The sequence below is a fragment of the Nonomuraea sp. NPDC005650 genome (assembly GCF_040605375.1).
Classification (GTDB): Bacteria; Actinomycetota; Actinomycetes; order Streptosporangiales; family Streptosporangiaceae; genus Nonomuraea.
The window spans coordinates 95,215-116,635 of sequence record NZ_JBEXCR010000021.1 but is presented as its reverse complement, the minus strand read 5'-3'; the positions used below and the strand labels follow the sequence as shown (position 1 = coordinate 116,635).

The window sequence follows — 21,421 nt, the reverse complement described above, 5'->3', positions numbered from 1 at the left end:
GCCGAGCTATCTCAGGCAGTCCTGAGCGGTCAGGACCAGGGTCACGCCGAGGACCGTCCTCTTCGACATCAGGAACACGTAGGACGCCTTGGGGTTGCCAGGCACGGTGGCGAAGGTCCCGTACAGCGCGTTCTGCCTCAGGTTGGGGTAGGCGGCCTTCAACTGCGCGGGGGTGGCGCCGATGCCGATGCCCTGAGGCGTTCTGACACCGCGGCCGGGCGCGGAGATCGTGACCACGCCCTGCTGGCGGTCCTCATCTCGAAGACAGTGGCCGCCGGCGGAGGCCGCCGTCGGGTCCGGCGCCGATGAGCAGTCCCGCGGTGGCGGCCAGGGCGGTGCGCCCTCCGGCGGGGCCCAGGTCGCTCCACCCGGCCTCGTGCCGCTCGGCGGTCCTGACGAGGATCCGGTCGGCGGAGACGGCGAACAACCGGCCGTTCATCGCGGTCAGGCTCACCGCTCCGGCGGCCGGGCCGACGTTCCTCCAGTCGTGGGCGTCGAGCCGCCGGATGGGCAGGTGCCACAGCTCGTCGGCGGCGGTGACGGCGAACAGCCCTTCGTCCACGGCGGCCAGCGCGATGGTGCCCTCCGGTGCCCGGCTGACGTCCTGCCAAGGGGTGCGGGTGAGCACGGGGTCGCGGTAACGGATGGCGCCGTCGGGGGCGACGCCGTACAGCCCGGCGGGCGGGCCCCCGTGCGCCTCCCGGGGCGCGGCGAGGGCGATCGCGTCGGTCTCGTCGATCGCCTGCCACGGGAGGTTCTGGCCGCACACGTCCCTGACGGCGAGGGTCCCGTCCGAGCACGCGGCGTAGAGGCGGTTCTCACAGCACACGAGCGCCCGCACGACCACGGCACCACCTGGCTCGACCTCCGCCGACGGGGCGACCTCAGCGGCGCCACCTGGCTCAACGCGTGGGATGGGGCCGATCGAGTCCCAGGTGGGGGTGGCGGGTGGCTGGGAGAGGCGGTTGAGGACGTTGCGGGTGATGGTGGCCAGGGCCGGGTCGGCGAGGGTGTTGCCCCAGTTGATGGTGCCGGCGTTGAAGACGGTGCCGGCGCCGAGGCGGTGGAGGCCCATCGTGGCGGCCCCGCCCCTGCCGTAGCGGCGCCAGTGGGACAGGTCGGCCGTGGCGAGGACGACGAACGACGGCGGTGTGCCGTCGCGGCCGCTCGCCCGGGGCACGCCGGCCACCCAGTCGAGGTCGGCCGCGTCCGTCTCGTAGCCGAGCGCGCCCCTCCCGAACGTGTCGCCGTCCGCGAGCCCCGTGCCCTCGAAGACCCAGTGGTCGGCGAACCGGGCGGTGTAGGACTCGTGGGCCATCACGCGAGAGTCGACCCAGCAGCCGGCGCCGTTCCTGAAGGAGAGGCCGGTGAGGGTGTTCTCGGGGCGGTTGACGGGGTCGCTGGGCCATTCGACCGTGACGCGGCCGGGGTCGGTGGCGGCCATGGGGTCGGCGGTGGCGTCGCGGTAGCAGACCATGGTACGGAGGTCGTCCTCGAAGCGGACCTGCCACCAGCAGGTGTTGCCGGAGAATATGGCGATATTTCCCCCACGGCGGGCAAAGGTCTCCACCGCGTCCCGCATCTCCCACGACCAGTACTCGTCATGCCCGTTGACGACCAGGAGGCGGTAGCGGGAGAGGAGGTCCAGGCCGCCGTGCAGGTCCAGGCCCGAACAGTAGTCGACCGTGTAGCCCGCCGGGCCGAGCCAGCGGAGCAGGCCGAGCTCCCACTCCTCGATCTGCGGCCCCGCGCCCGGCCGGTCGAAGGTGACCTTGACGGCGCGGTCGGGCTGCTCCGACTGGTAGAGGCCCTCGCCGGGTACGCCGGGCCGGTTGTACGCCTCCCAGGTGGGGAACGGGATCGAGACGAGGATGGGCGAAGCGGGCACCGAGCTACGTACGACGAAATATGCGGAAATATCGCGGTAGATGGCTCGATAGAGGGAGCTGGGCCAGTCGTCGCCGATCTTCAAGGTCCAGAGGGGCCCACCGGTCGAGGCGTCCTCCAGGATGGTCCGGCCCGACGGCACGTCCTCCACCACGATCGGGCCGCCGCCGGAGTCGAGGATCCGGAAGCGCAGCTCGTCGCCCTGCGCGCACGACGTCGTCTCCGCGTACAGGCTCATGTACGGGCCGCCTCCACGATCAGGCCTTCCAGGTCGAGCAGGTACTGTTCGACGCCCGGCGGGGGCAACAGGGCGGTGTCGGCGTAGCAGGAGACCTCCATGCGGCCCAGCTCGCCGCCGATGTGCAGGCGGAAGTCGCAGATGTTGCGGTCCATGGCATCCGTCCAGGCCACCTCCGTCTTGCCCTCCATCGCGTCGACCTGGCCGTCCTCCTGGACGAGCCGCTGGTCGTTGAAGCAGCCGAACGACCGGATCCCCGGCCCCACGCCGGTGACCGCCTCCTCCATCGCGTACGGGTCGTACTGCGCCTGCCGGTACGCCCGCAGCGCCGTCCCCCACGCCTGCCGTACGAGCGCGTCGAAGGACTCCGTACGCAGGTCCAGCACCACCAGCGCCTCCTGCGAGATCGTGGACACCACGTCGCGCCGCGCGGCCGCGAAGCGGTTGTTGACGATCACCCGCATCCCGCAGAACCGCTGCCCGGTCAGCCCCCCGGCCACCCGCATCGCCGCCGCAAGCAGCACCGTGGAGGAGCTGACCCGGTTGCGGGCGGCGAGCGCCTGCGCGGCGGCGGCCAGCGCGGGCGAGCGCATCGTGGCCTCCAGGAAGCGCGGCTCCCCCGGTACGTGCGAGGACGGCGGCACGGGGTCCATCCGGGCGTACTCCGCCAGCCAGAACCCGATCGCCTCCCCCGACACGCGCCGTCCCTCGGGCGAGTGCTGCCAGGCGGCGAGCTCCCGGGGAGTGTCACCGCGCGGGGGCGGCAGCGAGTCCCGGATCAGGAGCAGCCGGAAGTCCTTGACCACGAGCTCGGCCGCGTGGCCGTCGGCGGCGAGATGGCAGAGAACTAAGACGATGTGCCGGACATATCCCCCAGCCACCACGAACGCCACCCGCAGCGGCCACTCCTCCCAGTACGCGAACGGCTCCGCCGCCAGCCGCTCGCCCACCTCCTCAACCACCTCAACCAGCCCCGAACCGACCACCCCTGAATCGACCGGGCCCGACTCGGCTGGTCCTGAGGCGGCTGGTCCTGAGGCGGCTGGCCCTGAGGCGGCTGGCCCTGAGGCGGCTGGCCCAGAATCGGCTGACCCTGAGGCGACCGGCTCTGAAGCGACTGGCCCCGGACCGACCGGCCCCGGGCAAGCGGCCGGTTCCGATTCGACCACCTCGTACGGAGGGCGCGCCGTCGGCCAGACCCGTTGGAGCGGCGCGTCGCGCGGCCCGGTGAGCCGGGTGCGGAGCGACTCATGCCTGGCGACCAGCCGTTCGAGGGCCAGGGCGGCCCGTTCCACGGTCACCGGGCGCTTGGGCGCGGCAAAGGAGCGGACGATGTTGAGGTAACGCTCCTGCGGCGCGGCGGCGACGACCGCACGCCAGATGTCCTGCTGCCCCCAGGTCAGCGGCCCGTCACGGGCCGGCGGCTCACTGGGGTCAGCCATGGAGCCGGACGTAGTCCACCAGCGCGTCCAGGCTGTCGAGGGCCGTGGGGTCGAGCTCCACCCCGAACTCGGCCTCCACCGCGTCGATCAGTCGTAAATAGGCCAGCGAGGTGACGCCGAGATCGCTCAGCCGGGCCTGCCCGGACAGCACCTCGGCCGGATCGACCGCCCCGTCGGCGGCCTTGGCGATCATGTCGGCGAGCCGTTCGTGAAGCTCCCCATCCATCAGCACCTGGTGAACCCTCCCTCGTCGGGGAATCCGGGGCGAGTGTGTCACGCGGTGCCAGACGTCGGCAAGCGCCTGCAGTTGACTTCCTCCTCGGCGTAAACGCCGGGGACTCCCCCACGTCGCCGTGGCGGGCCACCTTCAGCCGGGCCTTGTCCCGGTTCTTCGATCCCTTCTGCTTGCGTGACAGTTCCCGCTGCAGGCGGGCGAGCTTCTTCTCCCGCCGCCGCAGCCACTTCGGGTTGGCGATCTTCTCGCCGGTGGACAAGATCGCATAATGGGTCAGGCCGAGATCGATCCCCATCTCGGCGTCAACCTCAGGCAGTTGCTGCCCGGCCTCGGGGACCTGGATGACGAACGAGGCGAAGTAGCGGCCCGCCGCATCCTTGATCACCGTCACACTGGACGGCGCCGCGGGCAACTCCCGTGACCAGCGCACCTGGACATCCCCGGTCTTCGCCAGATACAGCCGCCCCTGGTCGGTGAGGGTGAAGGCGTTGGCGTTGAACCGCGCCGACTGGCGATGATCATACGCGTCGTTCCACACCACCCGCGCGCAGCCGAACGTCTTGGCCAGCATGACCTGCTGGTGGGCGTCGGGGTAGAGCCGGTAGTTGTAGCGCAACTTCAAATCCAACCACCCTCCGCTCTTGATCCACTACGTTCAGCGACTCGAACGCATTATCAATCCGTCCATGGCTCTGGAAGCGGAATGCCGACTTGAGCGCCAGGTCGTATCGGCGTTGCAGGTCCACTTGGTCTTCGTGAAGGGGATCGCATTCACCCCCGGCCTGAAGGACAAGGCCTCTTGAAGGGCTTGACGCGTGTGTGCATTTTTTCTAGCGTCAAGCGGCACGATGAAAAAAATTCTGGGGGTGGTTCCGTCGGCCCTTCCAGTGCCCGATCTCCTGACGTCCCGAGCCGCCACCGATCCCGACCATGTAGCGCTGATCGTCGCCGGCCAGGGCAGCCTGACCCTGGCGGAGTGGGACGAGCGCTCGACCGCCGCCGCCCGCGCGCTCCCGGGGCCGCTCAAGGGCGATCGGGTCGCGCTGGTCTTCGGCGCCCGCGAGTGGCTGGACTACGCGGTGAGCTGGATGGCCGTGCTGAAGGCAGGCGGCGTGGCGGTGCCGCTCTCGGACCGGCTGGCGCCGCCGGAGCTGGCGTACATGATCGAGGACTGCGGCGCGGCGACGGTGGTCCACGGCGGCGGGAACACGGCGCTCCCTTCGGGGCCGACCGCCATCCCGTCAGCGACGCTCCTCTCGGGACCGGCCGTCCGCGAGGAGACGGCGGCTGCGGAGACGGCGGCTCCGGAGGCGGTGGTCCTGGATCCGCTTTCGCTCGCCCAGATCCTCTACACCTCCGGCACGACGGGCACCCCCAAGGGTGTCGCCGCCACCCACGCGAACCTGACCTCCCCGCCCGTCCACCCCAAGCGCCGCCCGTTCGCCCATTCCCGGCACCTGGTGCACGCCTTCCCCATCGGCACGAACGCCGGCCAGGTGATGCTGCTCCACGCCCTCACCGCCGCCCCGTCGGTGGTGACGCTCCCGCTCTTCACCCCGGCCCGCTTCGCCGCCCTGATCGAGGCGTACGCGGCCGGCACCGTCTTCGTCGTTCCCGCGATGGCCGTCGAGCTCCTCAACGCGGGCGTGCACGAGCGCCACGACCTGTCCAGCGTGCTGCTGCTCGGCTCGGCCGCCGCCGCGCTGCCCCCGGCGGTCGCCGCCGGCCTGACCGCCGCGTTCCCGAACGCGACCGTGGCGAACTACTACACCTCCACCGAGGCCGCCCCGGCCCAGACCATCATGATCTACGACGCGGACCGGCCCGGTTCACTCGGCCGCGCGGCGGGCGGCTCCCGGCTCAGGGTCGCGAACGCGGACGGCACCCCCGTGGCGCCCGGCGAGACGGGCGAGGTGTGGCTGCGCGCCGCCGCCCACCCCCGCGCCTACTACAGCGCCGACCGGAAGAGCCTCGACCAGAAGAGCGACGGCCAGAAGAGCGACGACCGGAAGAGCACCGGCCGGGAGAGCGCCGACCCGATGGGCGACGACCGGAAGAGCACAGGCGGGGACGGTGCCTTCCGGGATGGCTGGGTGCGGATGGGCGATCTCGGCTACCTGGACGACGAGGGCTACCTGTACCTCGTCGACCGGGAGAGCGACGTGATCAAGTCCGGCGCGTTCAAGGTCTCGACGGTCCAGGTCGAGTCGGCGCTGCACGAGCACCCGGCCGTGGCGGACGCGTCGGCGTTCGGGGTGCCGCACCCGGTGATGGGCATGGCGGTGGCCGCCGCGGTGGTGGCCACCGGGCCGCTGGCGCTCAGCGACGTACGGGCCTTCTTGAGCACCCGGCTGGCCGGCCACGAACTGCCCACGGTGCTGCTCACCCTGGACGCCCTGCCCAGGAACGCCGCGGGCAAGGTCATCAAGCGGGAACTGCGCCGTATGGCAGAGGAGTGACGATGGTCCTGGCATCGCAGGCCCAACACGGCATGTGGATCACCGAGATGATGCACGGCGGCGGCACGGCGTACCACATGCCGTTCGCCATGTGGTTCGACGGCCCGCTCGACCGGGGCGCGATGCTGAAGGCGTGTGAGTCGGTGCTCGCCCGCCACCCGGTGCTGGGGTGCGCGTTCGAGGACCGCGACGGGGAGCTGCACCTGGTGCCCGCCGCCGACCGGCCGCCGGTCGGGTTCGTCCGGGCGGCGGACCCGGACGAGTTGGTGCGCGCGGAGATCGCGCGGCCGTTCGACCTGGGGCGGGGGCCGCTGGCGCGGTTCACGCTGGTCGAGGTGGGGCCGTCGCGGCATCTGCTGCTGTTCGTGGGGCACCACCTGGTGTTCGACGGCATGTCGAAGGATCTGCTGGTGCGCGACCTGGCGGCGGCGTACTCGGGCGGGCCCCTGCCGCCGCTGCCCATCCCGTACGGTGCCGCCGCCACGATCCCGCCCGAGGCCGCGGCGTACTGGCGCGAGCAGTGGCGCGACCTGCCGACGGTGGTCATCGACGGGGTGGCGGGGACGGCGCGGACGGCCGGCCGCGGCGAGACGATCCTGCTCGACCTGACGGGCGAGATGTCCGGGTGGGAGAGGGTCGGGGTCTCGCGGTTCGAGCTGTTCCTGGCGGCCGTGCACGCCCTGCTCTTCCGGTACGGCAACGCCGAGCCGGCGGTCGCGATCGCCATGTCCACCAGGGGGCCGGAGACCGGGGAGCACATCGGACTGTTCGCCACCGAGTTACCCGTCTACTCGGCGCCGACGCCGGACGTCACTCTCGCGGAGCTGGCCCACGACCTGCGGGCCCGGCTGCGCGTGCTGAACCGCTTCCGCGACATCCCCGCGGCCAGGGCGGCGGGCGGCATCAGGCCCCGCCCCGCGCTGGCGCCGGTGTCGATCAGCTTCCGGCGGCGCGCGGCGGACGTGGCCTTCGCCGGGCTGGACGTGGTGTCCGAGTGGAAGATGTCGAACCACATGGTCAGGAACGTCCTGCACCTGCAGGCCGTGGACGGCGACGACGGCCTGCGGCTCACCCTGCACTACAGCCCCGACCTCATCGGGCGCGAGCACGTCGAGCGGGCCGGGGAGCACCTGCGCGCCGTGCTGGCCGCCGACCCCGGCCTCCGGCTCGCCGACCTGCCCCTCCCCGCCGCCGCGCCGGCTCCGGTGCCCGCGCCGGAGCAGGTCGAGGCGCACCCGCCGGGCGCGGCGGCCGGGGCGGTCGACAGCGGGGCGGTCGACGGCGAGGTGGTCGAGCAGGTACGGCAGATCTGGATGGAGGTCCTGCGGATCGAGGAGCTGGCCCCCGACGAGGACCTGTACGACCTGGGCGGCCATTCGCTGACCATCACCCAGATCAGCGCCCGGATCAGGAAACGGCTCGGCGTCGAGGTGCCGTTCGACGTGTTCCTCGACGATCCGACGGTGGCCGGGGTGGCGGCGGCGGTCAGCGAGCTGCGCGCATGATCTCCCTCGGCCAGGAACGGCTCTGGTTCCTGCACCGGCTCGACCCCGCCGACCCCGCCTACCGGGTGGCCGTCGTGCGGCGGATCCTCGGCCCGCTCGACGCCGAGGCGCTGACCGGCGCGTTCGGCGACGTGGTGGCGCGGCACGAGTCGTTGCGCACCCGCTTCCCCGACCACGACGGCCAGCCGGTCGCGATCGTGGACCCGCCGGGCCCCGTACCGGTCGAGCGGATCGACCTCGACACGCCCGAGCAGGCCGAGCGGCTGCTCGAAGAGCGCGCGAACACCCCCTTCGAGCTGGGCTCCGCGCCGCCCCTGCGCATCACGCTGGTCCGGCTCTCTCCCGGCGACCACGTGCTGTGCGTGGTGCTGCACCACATCATCGGCGACGGCTGGTCGCTGAACGTGCTCATGGACGACCTGGCCAGGTGCTACGCGGCCCGCCGGGACGGCACCCCGGCCGAGCTGCCCGAGCTGGCCACGACCTACGCCGAGTACGCCGACGCGCAGCGCGAGGCCGACGCGGACGTGGACCACTGGACGGCCAGGCTCGACGGGGCCGTGCCGCTGGACCTGCCGGTGGACCGGCCGCGCCCGGCCCGGCGGGGCAGCGCGGGCGGGGAGACCTGGTTCGACCTCGACCCGGAGCTGGTGGCCGCGCTGGGGCGGCTGGCCCGGGCGGAGCGGTGCACGCTGTTCATGGTGCTGCTGGCCGCGTACCAGGCGCTGCTGGCCCGGCACACCGGGCAGGACGACATCGTGGTCGGCACGCCCACGGCCGGGCGGAACCGGCCCGAGCTGGAGCCCATGGTCGGGCTGTTCGCCTCGACGCTGGTGCTGCGGGGCGACCTGTCGGGCGATCCGGCGTTCACGGAGCTGCTGCGGCGGACCCGCCGCACCGTGCTGGAGGCGATGGCGCACGGCGAGACGCCCGTCGAGCGGGTGCTGTCGGCGCTCGACATCGAACGCGACCTCAGCCGGACGCCGCTGTTCCAGACCATGTTCGGGCTGCACAACGCCGCGGTCGGCTACGGCGAGGCCACCGCGTTCGCCGGGCTGGAGAGCCGGCCGTTCCCGCACGGGACGCCGCCCGCGATGGTGGACCTGCGGGTGGACCTGTGGCCGGACGGCGGCGGGCTGCGCGGCGCGTTCGTGCACAGCGCCGAGCTGTTCTCCCGGCCCACCGTGGAGCGGCTGGCGGCGCGGTTCCTGGCGTTGCTGGGCTCCGTCGTCCGCCGTCCCGACGCGCGGGTGTCCGAGCTGGAGGTGCTGCCGGCCGAGGAGCGGCGGCTGCTGGACTCCTGGAACGACACCGCGGCGGACGTCCCGTCCGGCACGGTCGTGGACCTGTTCCTGCGCCAGGCCGGCCTGCGGGCGGACGCCGTCGCGGTGGAGTGCTCCGGGTCCGCGCGCACCTACGCCGAGGTGGCCCGGCAGGCCCGGCTGGTCGCGGCGGGGCTGCGGGCGCGCGGGGTGGGGCCCGGGTCCGTGGTGGCGGTGTGCCTGCCGCGCTCGGCCGAGCTGCCGGGTTCGCTGCTGGGCGTCATGATGGCGGGGGCCGCGTACCTGCCGGTGGATCCGGCGCTGCCCGCCGGGCGCGTCGAGGCCATGCTCGCCCAGGCAGGCGTGCGGGTCGCGCTGGCCGGGCCGTCCGCCCCGCTGCCCGGCCACGTCGAACGGGTCGAGCCGGTCCCCGAGGCGTCGTTCCCCGCGCCACCGGCGGCGGCCGGGGCCGCGGCGTACGTGCTGCACACCTCGGGCTCCACCGGCGCGCCCAAGGGGGTGGCGGTGCCGCACTCCGCGCTGGTCAACCTGCTGGCCGGGATGGAGCGCCTGCTCGGCTCCCGCCCCGAGGACGTGTGGCTGGGCAGCACGGCGCTGTCGTTCGACATCGCCGGGCTGGAGCTGTACCTGCCGCTGGTGACGGGCGGGCGGCTGGTGCTGGCCGACGACGACGCCGTGCGCGACGGCGTGGCGCTGGCCCGGCTCGTCGGCGCGGCCGGGGTCACCCACGTGCAGGCCACGCCGTCGGGGTGGAGCATGCTGCTGTCCGCCGGGCTGGACCCGTCGGGGCTGGTGGCGCTGGCCGGGGGCGAGGCGCTGCCGCTCGCGCTGGCCAGGCGGCTGCGCAGGCGGGTGGGGCGGCTGCTCAACATGTACGGCCCGACCGAGACCACGATCTGGTCCACCGCCTGGGAGGTGCCGCCCGCCCCCGACCGCGTGGGCATCGGCCGGCCGCTGGCGAACACCACGGTACGGGTGCTCGACCGGTCCGGCTCACCCGCGCCCATCGGCGTCCCCGGGGAGCTGGTCATCGGCGGAGCCGGGCTCGCCCTCGGCTACCTGCGCTCGCCCGGGGAGTCGCCGGAGCCGTTCGCGGGCGGGTGGTACCGGACGGGCGACCGGGTGCGGTGGCTGGGCAACGGCACGCTGGAGTTCCTGGGGCGGGAGGACGGCCAGGTCAAGCTGCGGGGGCACCGGGTGGAGCCGGGCGAGATCGAGGCCACCCTGGAGCGGCATCCCGGGGTGCGCCGGGCCGCCGTGGTGGTGCGGGGCGGCGACCTGGTCGCCTACGTGGTGCCCGCCGTCCCGGACGATCTGCTGGAACGGGCGGCCGGGTGGCTGCCGCCGTACATGCTGCCCTCGGTCGTCGTGCCCCTGGAGGCCCTGCCGCTGACCCCCAACGGGAAGGTGGACCGGCGGGCGCTGCCCGAGCCGGCGCGGCCGGCGGCAGGCCGGGGCGGCGCGCCGGCCACCGCCAGGGAGCGGCAGGTGGCGCGGATCTTCGCCGAGGTGCTGGGCACCGGCGACCTCGGCGCGGACGACGACTTCTTCGCGCTCGGCGGCCACTCGCTGCTGGCCACCCGGGTCATCGCCCGGCTGGCGGCGGCGGGCACAGGGGCGGGCACAGGGGCGCCGCTGCGGGAGCTGTTCACGCATCCCACGGTCGCCGGGTTCGCGGCCACGCTGGACGAGCTCGCGGGCGAGCCGGGCAGCCCCCTCGTGCCCCGCCCGGCCGGCACGCTGCCGCCGCTCTCCCCCGCCCAGGAACGCCTGTGGTTCCTGCACCGCCTGGATCCCGCCGACGCCTCGTACAACATGTACATCGTGCGCAGGCTCCAGGGCCCGCTCGACGGGGCGGCGCTGGAGCGGGCGGTGACCGGGCTGGTCGCCAGGCACGAGTCGTTGCGGACCCGGTTCCCCGAGGTGGACGGGCGGCCGGTGGCGGTGGTCGAGCGGCCCGCGCCCGTCCGGATCGAGCGGCTCGCGGCCCGCGACGAGGCCGAGGCCCGCGCCCTCGTGGCCGCCCGCACGAACGCCCCGCTCGACCTGGGGGCCGCGCCGCCGCTGCGCGTCACGCTGGTCCGGCTCGGGCCGGATGATCACGTGCTCTGCGTCGTCCTGCACCACATCGTGGCCGACGGCTGGTCGATCACCGTCTTCCTGGACGACCTGGCCGCCCTGTACGCCTGCGCCGAGCTCGCGCCGCTGGCCGTGCAGCACGGGGACGTCGCCGGCTGGCGGCGGGAACAGGATCGCGGCGCGGCCCTCGACTACTGGCGCGCCCAGCTGGCCGACCCGCCCGCCCTGGACCTGCACACCGACCGGCCGCACCGCACCGGCGCGACGAGCGGCGACTTCCACCTGCTCGACGTGCCGGGCGAGCTGCTCGCCCAGCTGGAGTCGACGGCGCGCCGGCATCGGGTGACGCTGTTCATGGTGCTGCTGGCGGCGTACCAGATCCTGCTGTCCCGGCACACGGGGCAGGAGGACGTGCTGGTCGGTTCGCCGACGGCGGGGCGGGACCGGGTGGAGCTGGAGCCCCTGATCGGCTACCTCAGCACCACGCTCGTCCTGCGCGGCGACCTGTCGGGCGACCCGGCGCTGGAGGAGGTGCTGGCCCGGACGCGCAGGACCGTCCTGGACGCGATGGCGCATCACGACGTGCCGTTCGAACAGCTGCTGGCCGAGCTGGACGTCGAGCGGGACCTCACCAGGAAGCCGATGTTCCAGACCCTGTTCACGCTGAACAGCCAGACCGCCGACGGCGAACGCGACCGGCTCGGCCCAGTGCGGATGTCGTTCTTCGACGACGGGTACCGGCAGGCCAAGTTCGACCTGACCGTGGAGGCGTGGCGGTCGCCCGGGCGGCTGCGGGTGGCGTTCGGGTACGACGCGGGGTTGTTCGACGCGGAGACGGTGGCGGAGCTGGCGGAGCGGTTCGCGGTGGTGCTGCGGGGGGTGGCCGACCCGGGCAACCGGCAGGTGCCCCTGTCGCGCCTGCCCGTCCTGACGCCGTCCGACGAGGCCGTGCTCGTGTCGCTGGACCGCCCTCCGGCGGGCGTGGTGGGGACCGTCGGAGGGCTCATCGCCGAGTCGGTGGCGGCGCATCCCGGCGAGGTGGCCGTGAGCTGCGGCGCCGAGGCCGTGACGTACGCCGAGCTGGAGCGGCGGGTGGCGCGGCTGGCCGGGGAGCTGGCCGCGCGGGGCGCGCGCGAAGGGGACCTGGTCGGGCTCCGGTCGGGCCGCTCGGTCGAGGCGGTGGTGGCGATGCTGGCGATCTGGCGGGCAGGCGCCGCGTACGTGCCGCTGGACCCGGAGTACCCGCCGGAGCGCCTGCGCGCCATGGCCGCCGGGACGTCCCTCGTCGTCGCAGGGGGGATCGAGCCGGGGGCGAGCCCAGGGACAGAGGCCGCGGAACGCCGGCCCGGCCTGGCGTACGTGATCTACACCTCGGGCTCCACCGGCACCCCCAAGGGCGTCGCCGTCGAGCACGCCGGGCTGGCCGAGCGGGTCCGGTGGATGCGCTCCGCGTACGGCCTGCGCCCCGGCGACCGCGTCGTCCAGCTCGCCTCGCTGAGCTTCGACACCCACGCCGAGGAGATCTTCCCCGCGCTGGCCGCGGGCGCCACGGTCGAGCTGCTGCCCGGCGGCGGCGCCACCCTGCCCGACCTGCTCGCCCGGCGGCCCGAGGTCACCGTGCTCGACCTGCCCACCGCCTACTTCCACCACCTGGTGGACCTGATCGACGAGATCGCCTGGCCGGAACGGCTCCGCCTGGTGATCCTCGGCGGCGAGCAGGTGCGGGCGGAGGCGGTCGCCCGCTGGCGCGAACGCTTCGGCGACCGGGTGCGCCTGGTCAACACGTACGGGCCCACGGAGGCGACGATCATCGCCACGTGCGCCGAGCTGCCGGGCGGGGACCCGCACCCGCCGATCGGCCGCCCGGTGGGCGCGACCCCGGTGCGGGTCATCGACCGCCACGGGGCGCCCACCCCGCCGGGCGCGCCCGGCGAGCTGTACATCGGCGGCCCCGGCGTGGCCCGCGGCTACCTCAACGCCGCCGGCACGCCTTTCGTCACCCTGCCGCAGGGCCGCTACTTCAGGACGGGCGACCGGGTGCGGCTGCGGCGCGACGGGCAGCTGGAGTTCCTCGGCCGCCTGGACGCCCAGGTGAAGGTGCGCGGCTTCCGCGTGGAGCCGGGCGAGGTCGAGCACCGCCTGCTGACCCACCCCGACGTCAGCCAGGCGGCCGTGCTCGCGCGAGAGGGCGACCTGGTGGCCTACGTGGTGCCGCGCGGGGGGACGAACGTGGCGGGCCTGGCCGAGTACGCCGCGCGGGCGCTGCCGCCGTACCTCGTGCCCGCGCACTGGGTGCTGCTCGACGCGCTGCCCCTGACCCGCAACGGCAAGCTCGACCGGGCCGCGCTCCCCGAGCCGGACGCCCCCGTCGGGAGCGACGGCACGCCGCCCAGGACCGACGCCGAGGAGCTGGTGGCCGACGTCTGGGCGGAGGTGCTGGGCGCGGACAAGATCGGCGCGTTCGACGACTTCTTCGCCCTGGGCGGCCACTCGCTGCTCGCCATCAGGGTGGCCGCCAGGCTGCGCGCCCTGGCGGGGGTGGACCTGCCGATCCGCACGCTGTTCGACCGCCGCACCGTCGCGGCGCTGGCGCAGGCCGTGGAGGAGGCGCTGGTGGCCGAGTTGGCGGGGTTGTCCGACGAGCAGGTCATGAGACTGACGGAGGAAGGCCCATGACCGAGCTGACCCAGGCGCAGCGGGCGCTGCTCACCCAGCGGCTGCGCAGGCGCGGCGGGTCGCGGCCGACCATCCCCGCGCTGCCCGCCGACCGGCTCCCGCCCCTGTCGTACGCGCAGGAGCGGCTGTGGTTCATGGAGCAGTACGCCCCCGGCAACGCCGCCTACACGATCCCGCTGGTGCGGCGGGTGCGCGGGCCGCTCCAGGCCGACGACCTGGCGGCGGCGCTGCGGAAGGTCTGCGAACGGCACCAGCCGCTGCGCACCCGCTTCCCCGTCGGCGCGGACGGGCAGCCGGACGTGCTGGTGTCGGAGGAGACCGAGGTCCCGCTGACCGTCGCCGAGGCCGGGTCGGCGGAGGCGGCGAGGGAGCTGGTGGGGCCGTTCCTGGCGGAGCCGTTCGACCTGGTGTCGGGCCCGGTCATGAGGGCGCTGCTGGTACGGCTGGCGCCCGGCGACCACGTGCTGGCGCTGGCCGTGCACCACATCGCGGCCGACGGCTGGTCGGCGAACCTCCTGCTGCGCGAGATCCTGTCGTTCTGCACCGGCGGGACGGCGCCCGACCTGCCCGTCACGTACGGGGACTTCGCCGCCTGGCAGCGCGGGCGTCCGGACGGCGACGTGGACCACTGGCGCGAGAGGCTGGCCGGGCTGGAGCCCCTGGAGCTGCCGACCGACGCGCCGCGGCCGCCCGAGCTGACCTACGCCGGGGCGGCACACCACTTCGCGATCGCGCCCGAGCTGGCCGAGCGGCTGGACCGGCTGGGCGGGGAGCACCGCGCGACGCCGTACATGGTGCTGCTGGCGGCCTTCGCGGTGCTGCTCGGGCGGTACGCGGGGCAGGACGACGTGGCGATCGGCTCGCCGGTGGCCGGGCGGGCGCTGCCCGAGCTGGACCACCTGGTCGGGTGCTTCGTCAACATGCTGGCGATGCGGGTGGACCTGTCCGGGGACCCGTCGTTCGCGGAGCTGCTGGGCCGGGTGCGCGACCTGGCCACGGACGCGTACTCGCACCAGGAGGTGCCGTTCGAGCGGCTGGTGTCGGAGCTGAACGTGCGGCGGGAGCCGTCCAGGTCGCCGGTGTTCCAGGTCATCCTCGCCATGCAGAACTACGGCGGCGAGCCGGAGCCGGGGCCGCTGACGCTGGAGGGGTTCGAGCCGGGGGTGTGGGCGACTCGGTTCGACCTGGAGCTTTACACCGGGGGCGGCGGGTCGTTCCTGTTCGTCTACAACACCGCGCTGTTCTCCGCCGAGCGGATCGAGCGCATGGGCGGGCACCTGGCCACGCTGCTGGAGGGCGTGGCGGCCGACCCGGCGGCGCCGGTGTCGGGGCTGGAGCTGCTGACGCCGCGGGAGCGGGAGGAGCGGCGGCGCTGGAACGACACCGCCGTCGACCTCGGCCCGCCGGGGCTGCTGCACGAGCCGGTCATGGCCGCCTCTGAGGGCGGGTCCGTGGCGGTGCGGCATCCCGGGGGCTCGATCACGTACGAGGAGCTGCGCCGCCGGGTGCGGGCGCTGGCCGCCCGGCTCAGGGCGGCCGGGGCGGGGCCTGGGCAGCTCGTCGCGGTCGTGATGGAGCGGGGCTGGGAGCAGGTCGTCGCGGCGCTGGCGATCAACGCGGCCGGGGCGGCGTACCTGCCGGTCGACGCCGACCTGCCCGACCGGCGGCGCTTCGAGCTGATCGAGCGCGGCGGATGCGCGATCGCGGTCACGCAGCCCTGGCTGGACCTGTCCTGGCCCTCCGGGGTGACCCGGCTCGCGGTGGTCCCGGACGAGGACGCCCCGGCGTTCGACTGTCCGGCCTCCCCCGCCGACCTCGCGTACGTGATCTTCACCTCCGGCTCCACCGGCGCCCCCAAGGGCGTGATGATCGAGCACCGGGCCGCCCTGAACACCGTCCGCGACCTCAACCGGCGCTTCCGCGTCGGCCCCGCCGACCGCTTCCTGGCGCTCTCGGCCCTGAGCTTCGACCTGTCCGTGTACGACCTCTACGGCGCGCTGGCCGTCGGCGCGACGCTCGTCATGGGCGACCCGGCCGCCGACAAGGACCCGGCCGCCTGGGCCCGCCTGGTGGAGCGGGAACGCGTCACCGTCTGGAACTCCGTGCCCGCCCTCATGGAGCTCCTGGTGGACCACGCCGAGCACGAGGGCACCGACCTCGGCTCCCTGCGCCTGGTCCTGCTGTCGGGCGACTGGATCCCGCTGACGCTCCCCGGCCGCATCCGGGCCCTCGCCCCGGACGCCGAGGTCATCAGCCTGGGCGGCGCCACCGAGGGGTCGATCTGGTCCATCTCGTACCCGATCGGCCGGGTGGACCCGTCCTGGACCTCCATCCCATACGGCCGCCCCCTCGCCAACCAGTCGTTCCACATCCTCGGCCCCGGGCTTCGGGACACCCCCGCGGGCGTGCCCGGCGACCTCTACATCGGCGGCGCGGGCGTGGCCACCGGCTACTGGCGCGACCCCGAGCGGACCTCCGCCTCCTTCCTCACCCACCCCCGCACCGGCGAGCGCCTCTACCGCACGGGCGACCTGGGCCGGTACGCCCCCGACGGCGTCATCGAGTTCCTCAGCCGGGCCGACGCCCAGGTCAAGATCCGCGGCTACCGGATCGAGCTGGGCGAGATCGAGACCCACCTCGCCCGCCACCCCGACGTGACCGAGTGCGTGGTCGTCACCGACGGGCAGGGCACGGGGGCGCAGCTCGTCGCGTACGTGGTCACGCCCCGGCTGGACCCGGCGCGCCTGCGCGCCCACCTGGCCGAGACCCTGCCCGCGTACATGATCCCCGCCCGCTTCGTCGCCCTCCCCGGCCTGCCCCTCACGCCGAACGGCAAGGTGGACCGCCGCCGCCTGCCCGCCCCCTCCGCCGCCCCGGCCGGAACGCGCACCCCGCCGGAGACGGACACCGAGCGCCTGGTGAGCGCCGTCTGGGCGGAGGTGCTCGACGGGGCGGACTTCGGCGTCGACGACGACTTCTTCGACGTCGGCGGGCACTCGCTGCTGGCCATCAAGGTCGTGGCGCGCCTGCGCAGGCAGTTGCCGTCGCCGGTCGCGGTGGTGGACCTGTTCAAGCATCCGACGGTGCGCGAGCTGGCCGCGTTCGCCGACGGCGCCGCCGCCGGGCCGCGCGGGCTGCTGCACGAGCTGACGCCGCGCCGCACGCATGCCGAGCTCACGTACGTGTGCGTCCCGTACGGCGGGGGCTCCGCGGTGGCCTACCAGCCGCTGGCCGACGCGCTGCCCGCCACGCACGCGCTGTGGGCGGTCGCGATCCCCGGCCACGACGTGGGGCTGGAGGAGGACCGGCTGCCCCTGGAGGAGGTGGCCGACCGGTGCGCGCGGGAGATCCTGGAGAACGTACGGGGGCCGCTGGCGCTGTACGGGCACTGCGGGGTCGGGTCGGCGCTGACGGTCGCGATCGCGCGGCGGCTGGAGGCGGCCGGGCGGCGGCTCGAAGCGGTCTACATCGGGGCGATCTTCCCGTTCGCCCGGCCGGGGAACCGGGCGCTGTCGGCGCTGTCCCGGCTGGCCCGGCGGGAGTACCTGCGCAGCGACCGCAGCTACGCCAACTGGCTGACCTCGATGGGGCTCGACATGAGCGAGCTCGATCCCGGGCAGGCGCGGCACATCATCAGGAACATGCGCGAGGACACCGAGGCCGCGGAGGAGTATTTCACCGGGCTGTTCGAGAGCGCGGTGGAGCCGTTGCGGGCGCCGGTGATCAGTGTGGCGGGCGAGCGGGATCCGGCCACCGAGTACTTCGAGGAGCGGTATCGCGAGTGGCACTTCCTGAGTCCGACGGCCGCGGTGGTGGAGCTGGATGAGGCCGGACACTTTTTCCTGAAATATCGGGCGCAGGAGCTGGCCGAGATCGTCACCCGCACCCACCTCGCCCTGGATCCGGGCGGAACGTCGTCGGGCCCGAACTGGCGCCTACGCGAAACCTCCCACCTCACCCAGCCGACCCCGACCTCAAGCCCGACCCCGAACCCGGCCCTGCTGAAAGCTCCCGCCGCGGGAGCGCAGCCCAGCATGCGGCGGTTCCTGGTCGTCGCCGGGGGCCAGCTGATGTCGATCATGGGTTCGGCGCTGACCGAGTTCGCCATCCCCATCTGGATCTATCTCACCACGGGCTCCCTGGCCCAGTTCGCCCTGCTCGCCGTCCTGGGTCTGGTGCCTGGCATGGTGGTGGCCCCGCTGGCGGGCGCCATCGTGGACCGGAGCGACCGCCGTACCGTGATGCTCGGCGGCGACTTCGCCGCGCTCGGAACGCAGCTCCTGCTCGGCGTGCTGCTGTGGACGGGCAGCCTGCAGACCTGGCACGTCTACCCGCTGCTCGCGCTGCTGTCGGTGGCGCTCACGTTCCAGCGCCTGGCCTACAGCTCGTCCGTGCCGCAGCTCGTGCCGAAGCGGCACCTCGGGCACGCGAACGGCATCGTGCAGATGGCCGGAGGGATGACGCAGCTCATCGTGCCGCTGGCGGCGGCCGGGCTGATGGCGGTCGTCGGGCTCGGGGGCATCCTGGTCCTGGACGTGGTCAGCTACGTGTTCGCGATCGTCGTGACGTTGCTCGTGCGCTTCCCCAGAACGATGGCCTGGCGGCGCAAGGAGCCGGTCATGACGGAGTTGGTGGCCGGGTTCCGGTATTCGTGGGGGCAGCTCGGGTTCCGGCGGATGCTGCTGTTCTTCGCGGTCCTGAACGTCTTCCTGTCACCGCTCTTCCTGATGATCTCGCCGCTGGTGCTGTCGTTCGCGGGGCTGCAGGACGTGGGGCGGATCTCGTTCCTGTCGGGGCTCGGGGTGCTGCTCGGCGGCCTGGCCATGACGGTGTGGGGCGGGCCCGGGCACGGCCGGATGCGGGCCGTGCTCTGGTGCACGCTCGCGCTGGCCGCGTTCTGCCTGATCACGGGGTTGGGGGCGGATCTGGTGCCGATCGGGGTCGGGGCGTTCGGGATGTCGTTGTGGGTGACGCTGCTCAACGGGGTCTACGCCACGATCGTGCAGGTGAAGGTGCCGCAGCGCTTCCACGGGCGGGTGTTCGCGCTGAACACGCTGATCGCCTGGTCGACGCTGCCGCTGGGGTTCGGGCTCGTGGCGCCGTACGGGGCCGCGGTGCTCGACCCGCTGCTCGCCCCGGACGGGCCGCTCGCCACGACCGTCGGCGCGGTGATCGGGACCGGGGCGGGGCGGGGGGTGGGGCTGATGTACGTCCTGTTCGCGGTCGCGATGGCGGTGCTGGCCGTCGTGGCGCTGCGGTCGAAGCTGCCGTCGCTGGTGGACGACGCCGCCGACGCCGCCCCCGACGACCTGGTCGGCCTACAGTCCCTCGAACGACGCCGTCTCTAGGGCTTCCTTGACCGCCTGGAGGAACAGCACGGCGTCCCTGCCGTTGATCAGCCGGTGGTCGTAGGCCAGCCCGATCACCGCCGCCGTGCGCTCGCCCTCGCGCTGCGGTGAGGTGAGCGCGAGGGCGCACGCCTGGCCCGGGAAGACGATGGGGACGGCCATGACGATGTCGGGGTCGTGGTGCAGGGTGACGACGATGTTGCCGCCGTCGAGCTGCTCCTGCCTGAACCCGCCGCGCTGCGCCAGCCTGCGGAACTCGGCCAGCTCCCCGGCGATCTCCTCGACGCCCTTGTGGTGGGCGTCCCGGATGACGGGCACGTACAGGCCGGTGCCGAGGTCGATCGTGACACCCACGTGGGGCGCGTCGGGGACGGCGGCCGTGCTCTCGTCCACGAGGGCGGCGAAGCACAGCGGGAAGTCCCGGTGCAGGCGGGCCACGGCGGCGACGAGGAGGTCGGGGAGGCCGACGAGCTTGCGCAACCGCTTGGTGAGGCCGCGGGCGGCCGCGATGGCCGGGCCCACGTCCACTTTTATGGCGGTGTAGGCGGCGGGGATCGTCTGACGCGAAAGGCTCACCGTCCTTGCGACGGCCCGCTGATGAGGACTCAGCCGCCGCACCCTCCCGGCCACCCCACCCCCGGACGTTCCCTCTCCGGGCGCGGCAGCGGTCGGGACCTCACCCGACGACACGGCAGCGGCGGGCGACGTCGGCGGGCCGGGTGGGAGCGCGCCCGGCGCGGCGAGGCGCTCGACGTCGGCGCGCCGCACCACCTTCACGGGCAGGGCGCGCACGCGTGCGGGGTCGATGCCCAGCTCGTCGATGAGCGCCTGCGCGGGCGCCGTGATCAGCGGCCCCCCAGACGGCAGGGCGCCGGTGGAGCCCACCGCAGGGGCGCCCGGAGCCGCAGCGCCGCCGGAGCCTGGCGCAGGCGGGGCCGGAGGGTCGCCGGGCTCCGACGCCGGCGAAGGTCCCAAAACAGGCCCGGCCGAAGCGGGCGGGGGTGGTGGGGCGGGGGTGGTGATGTGGGCGATGGGCTGGCCGGGGGTGCAGTCGGAGCCGGCCGGGATCAGGTGGGCCAGGACCCCGTCGTGCCCGCTGACCAGCTCCTCCACCGTCTTGGACGTCTCCACCGACGCCACCACGTCGTCCCTGCCCACCGGCGCGCCATCCGCCACCAGCCATTCCAGCAGCACGTACGCCGAGTCGTTGGTGTTCAGCTTCGGCACCCGGATCTCAACCATCCAGCCCCTCCAGCACGGCACGGCAGATCGTGGAGTCCTGGACGAGCACCTCGCGCTCCAGGTGAACGGCCGTCGGGATCACGCTGTCCGCCGAGCTGACCAGCCTGACCGGGCGCCGGAGCCGCCCCCAGAGACGGGTGTGGAGGCCGGCGGCCACGTGGTCGCCCCAGGTGCCGCCCGCGCTGCCGTCCTCCGCCACGCACACCAGCGGCGCCCGCCCGAGCACCGGCAGCAGCTCCGAGGGGTCGAAGGGGTACAGGCGGGAGGGGACCAGCAGGACGCCGGCCAGGTCGTGGTCGAGCAGCAGGGTTCGCATGGCGGCCAGCGCGCGGTGGGCGACCCCGCCGGGGGTGATCAGCACGTAGTCGAGATCGGCCGGGGGGATCTCCAGGCCGCCGGGTCCCCCCGTGTCGAGGCGGACCACCGCCACGTCCCCCACCAGCTCCCACCTGAACAGCTCGTCCACCTCGTACATCCGCCGCGTGTAGAGCACCTTGTCCTCGAACAGCAGGCAGGGCTCCCCCAGCGCGAGCATGCGGTCGAGCACGGCCCGGTTGTCGTGGAAGGGCGACATCTCGAACAGCGACAGCCCCGGGATCCCGATGAAATGCTTCTGCGGGCTCTGGCTGTGGGTGGGGCCGTAGCCGCGGTGGCCGCCGGACGGGCACCGGATCACCAGCGGCAGGGGCACCCGGGTCCCGTACATGGTGACGGATTTGCCGGCGAAGTTGAGGATCTGGTCGAAGGCGAGCGCCACGAAGTCGGCGAACATGATCTCCACGACCGCCTTGCCGCCCGCCAGCGCCAGCCCCGAGGCCGCGCCGACGACGGCGCCCTCGCTGAGCGGGGTGGTGAGCACGCGGTCGGGGAAGCGGGTGGACAGCCCTTTGGTGATCTTGAAGGCGCCGCCGTAGGGGTCGAGGAGGTCCTCGCCCAGGACGTACACGGAGGGGTCGTCTTCCAGGAGGCCGTGCAGGGCGCGGTTGAGGTCCTCGCCGACCCGCGCCCGTCCCCCTCGCACCCCGTG

Annotated in this window: 11 protein-coding genes and 1 pseudogene; 5 read left to right on the top strand and 7 right to left on the bottom strand. The window is 73.8% G+C overall.

Translation table 11 applies throughout. The annotated features are described in order from the left end of the window. Nucleotides 1–6: 6 nt before the first annotated feature. The 5 genes and pseudogenes from ABZS69_RS33595 to ABZS69_RS33575 all read right to left on the bottom strand — a co-directional run. A complete protein-coding gene (locus tag ABZS69_RS33595) occupies nucleotides 7–237 on the bottom strand; it encodes a hypothetical protein (RefSeq protein ID WP_355379375.1) in 231 nt (76 codons plus the stop codon). Nucleotides 238–253: 16 nt separating this feature from the next. After that, entirely contained in the window at nucleotides 254–2,125 is a 1,872-nt protein-coding gene (locus tag ABZS69_RS33590) for a N,N-dimethylformamidase beta subunit family domain-containing protein (RefSeq protein WP_355379374.1), read from the bottom strand. Further along, nucleotides 2,122–3,087, bottom strand: a complete 966-nt coding sequence (locus ABZS69_RS33585; RefSeq protein ID WP_355379373.1) for a hypothetical protein — start codon at nucleotides 3,085–3,087, stop codon at nucleotides 2,122–2,124. The genes ABZS69_RS33590 and ABZS69_RS33585 overlap by 4 nt, the downstream gene beginning before the upstream one ends. 472 nt (nucleotides 3,088–3,559) lie before the next feature. Then, on the bottom strand, nucleotides 3,560–3,793 hold the full coding sequence (locus ABZS69_RS33580) for an acyl carrier protein (RefSeq protein ID WP_355379372.1): 234 nt from the start codon (nucleotides 3,791–3,793) through the stop codon (nucleotides 3,560–3,562). 142 nt (nucleotides 3,794–3,935) lie between these two features. Further along, nucleotides 3,936–4,418, bottom strand: a pseudogene (locus ABZS69_RS33575) (transposase); the annotation flags it as partial. Between the two features lie 25 nt (nucleotides 4,419–4,443). Between ABZS69_RS33575 and ABZS69_RS33570 the strand changes: the two are divergent. The 5 genes from ABZS69_RS33570 to ABZS69_RS33550 all read left to right on the top strand — a co-directional run bounded on the left by ABZS69_RS33570 (nucleotide 4,444) and on the right by ABZS69_RS33550 (nucleotide 19,152). Continuing rightward, nucleotides 4,444–4,605, top strand: a complete 162-nt coding sequence (locus tag ABZS69_RS33570) for a hypothetical protein (RefSeq protein ID WP_355379371.1) — start codon at nucleotides 4,444–4,446, stop codon at nucleotides 4,603–4,605. A gap of 84 nt (nucleotides 4,606–4,689) precedes the next feature. Further along, a complete protein-coding gene (locus ABZS69_RS33565) occupies nucleotides 4,690–6,261 on the top strand; it encodes an AMP-binding protein (protein ID WP_355379370.1) in 1,572 nt (523 codons plus the stop codon). A gap of 2 nt (nucleotides 6,262–6,263) precedes the next feature. Continuing rightward, nucleotides 6,264–7,766: a condensation domain-containing protein gene (locus ABZS69_RS33560; protein WP_355379369.1), complete on the top strand. Its 1,503-nt coding sequence runs from the start codon at nucleotides 6,264–6,266 to the stop codon at nucleotides 7,764–7,766. Further along, nucleotides 7,763–13,804: an amino acid adenylation domain-containing protein gene (locus ABZS69_RS33555; protein ID WP_355379368.1), complete on the top strand. Its 6,042-nt coding sequence runs from the start codon at nucleotides 7,763–7,765 to the stop codon at nucleotides 13,802–13,804. Before ABZS69_RS33560 ends, ABZS69_RS33555 begins: the two co-directional genes overlap by 4 nt. Beyond that, entirely contained in the window at nucleotides 13,801–19,152 is a 5,352-nt protein-coding gene (locus tag ABZS69_RS33550; protein ID WP_355379367.1) for an amino acid adenylation domain-containing protein, read from the top strand. Before ABZS69_RS33555 ends, ABZS69_RS33550 begins: the two co-directional genes overlap by 4 nt. Here ABZS69_RS33550 and ABZS69_RS33545 read toward each other — a convergent pair. Then, nucleotides 19,123–20,394, bottom strand: coding sequence for a 2-oxo acid dehydrogenase subunit E2 (locus tag ABZS69_RS33545; protein WP_355379366.1), 1,272 nt, complete (start codon nucleotides 20,392–20,394; stop codon nucleotides 19,123–19,125). The genes ABZS69_RS33550 and ABZS69_RS33545 overlap by 30 nt on opposite strands. After that, on the bottom strand, nucleotides 20,387–21,415 hold the full coding sequence (locus tag ABZS69_RS33540; protein WP_355379365.1) for an alpha-ketoacid dehydrogenase subunit beta: 1,029 nt from the start codon (nucleotides 21,413–21,415) through the stop codon (nucleotides 20,387–20,389). The genes ABZS69_RS33545 and ABZS69_RS33540 overlap by 8 nt, the downstream gene beginning before the upstream one ends. Between the last annotated feature and the right edge of the window lie 6 nt (nucleotides 21,416–21,421).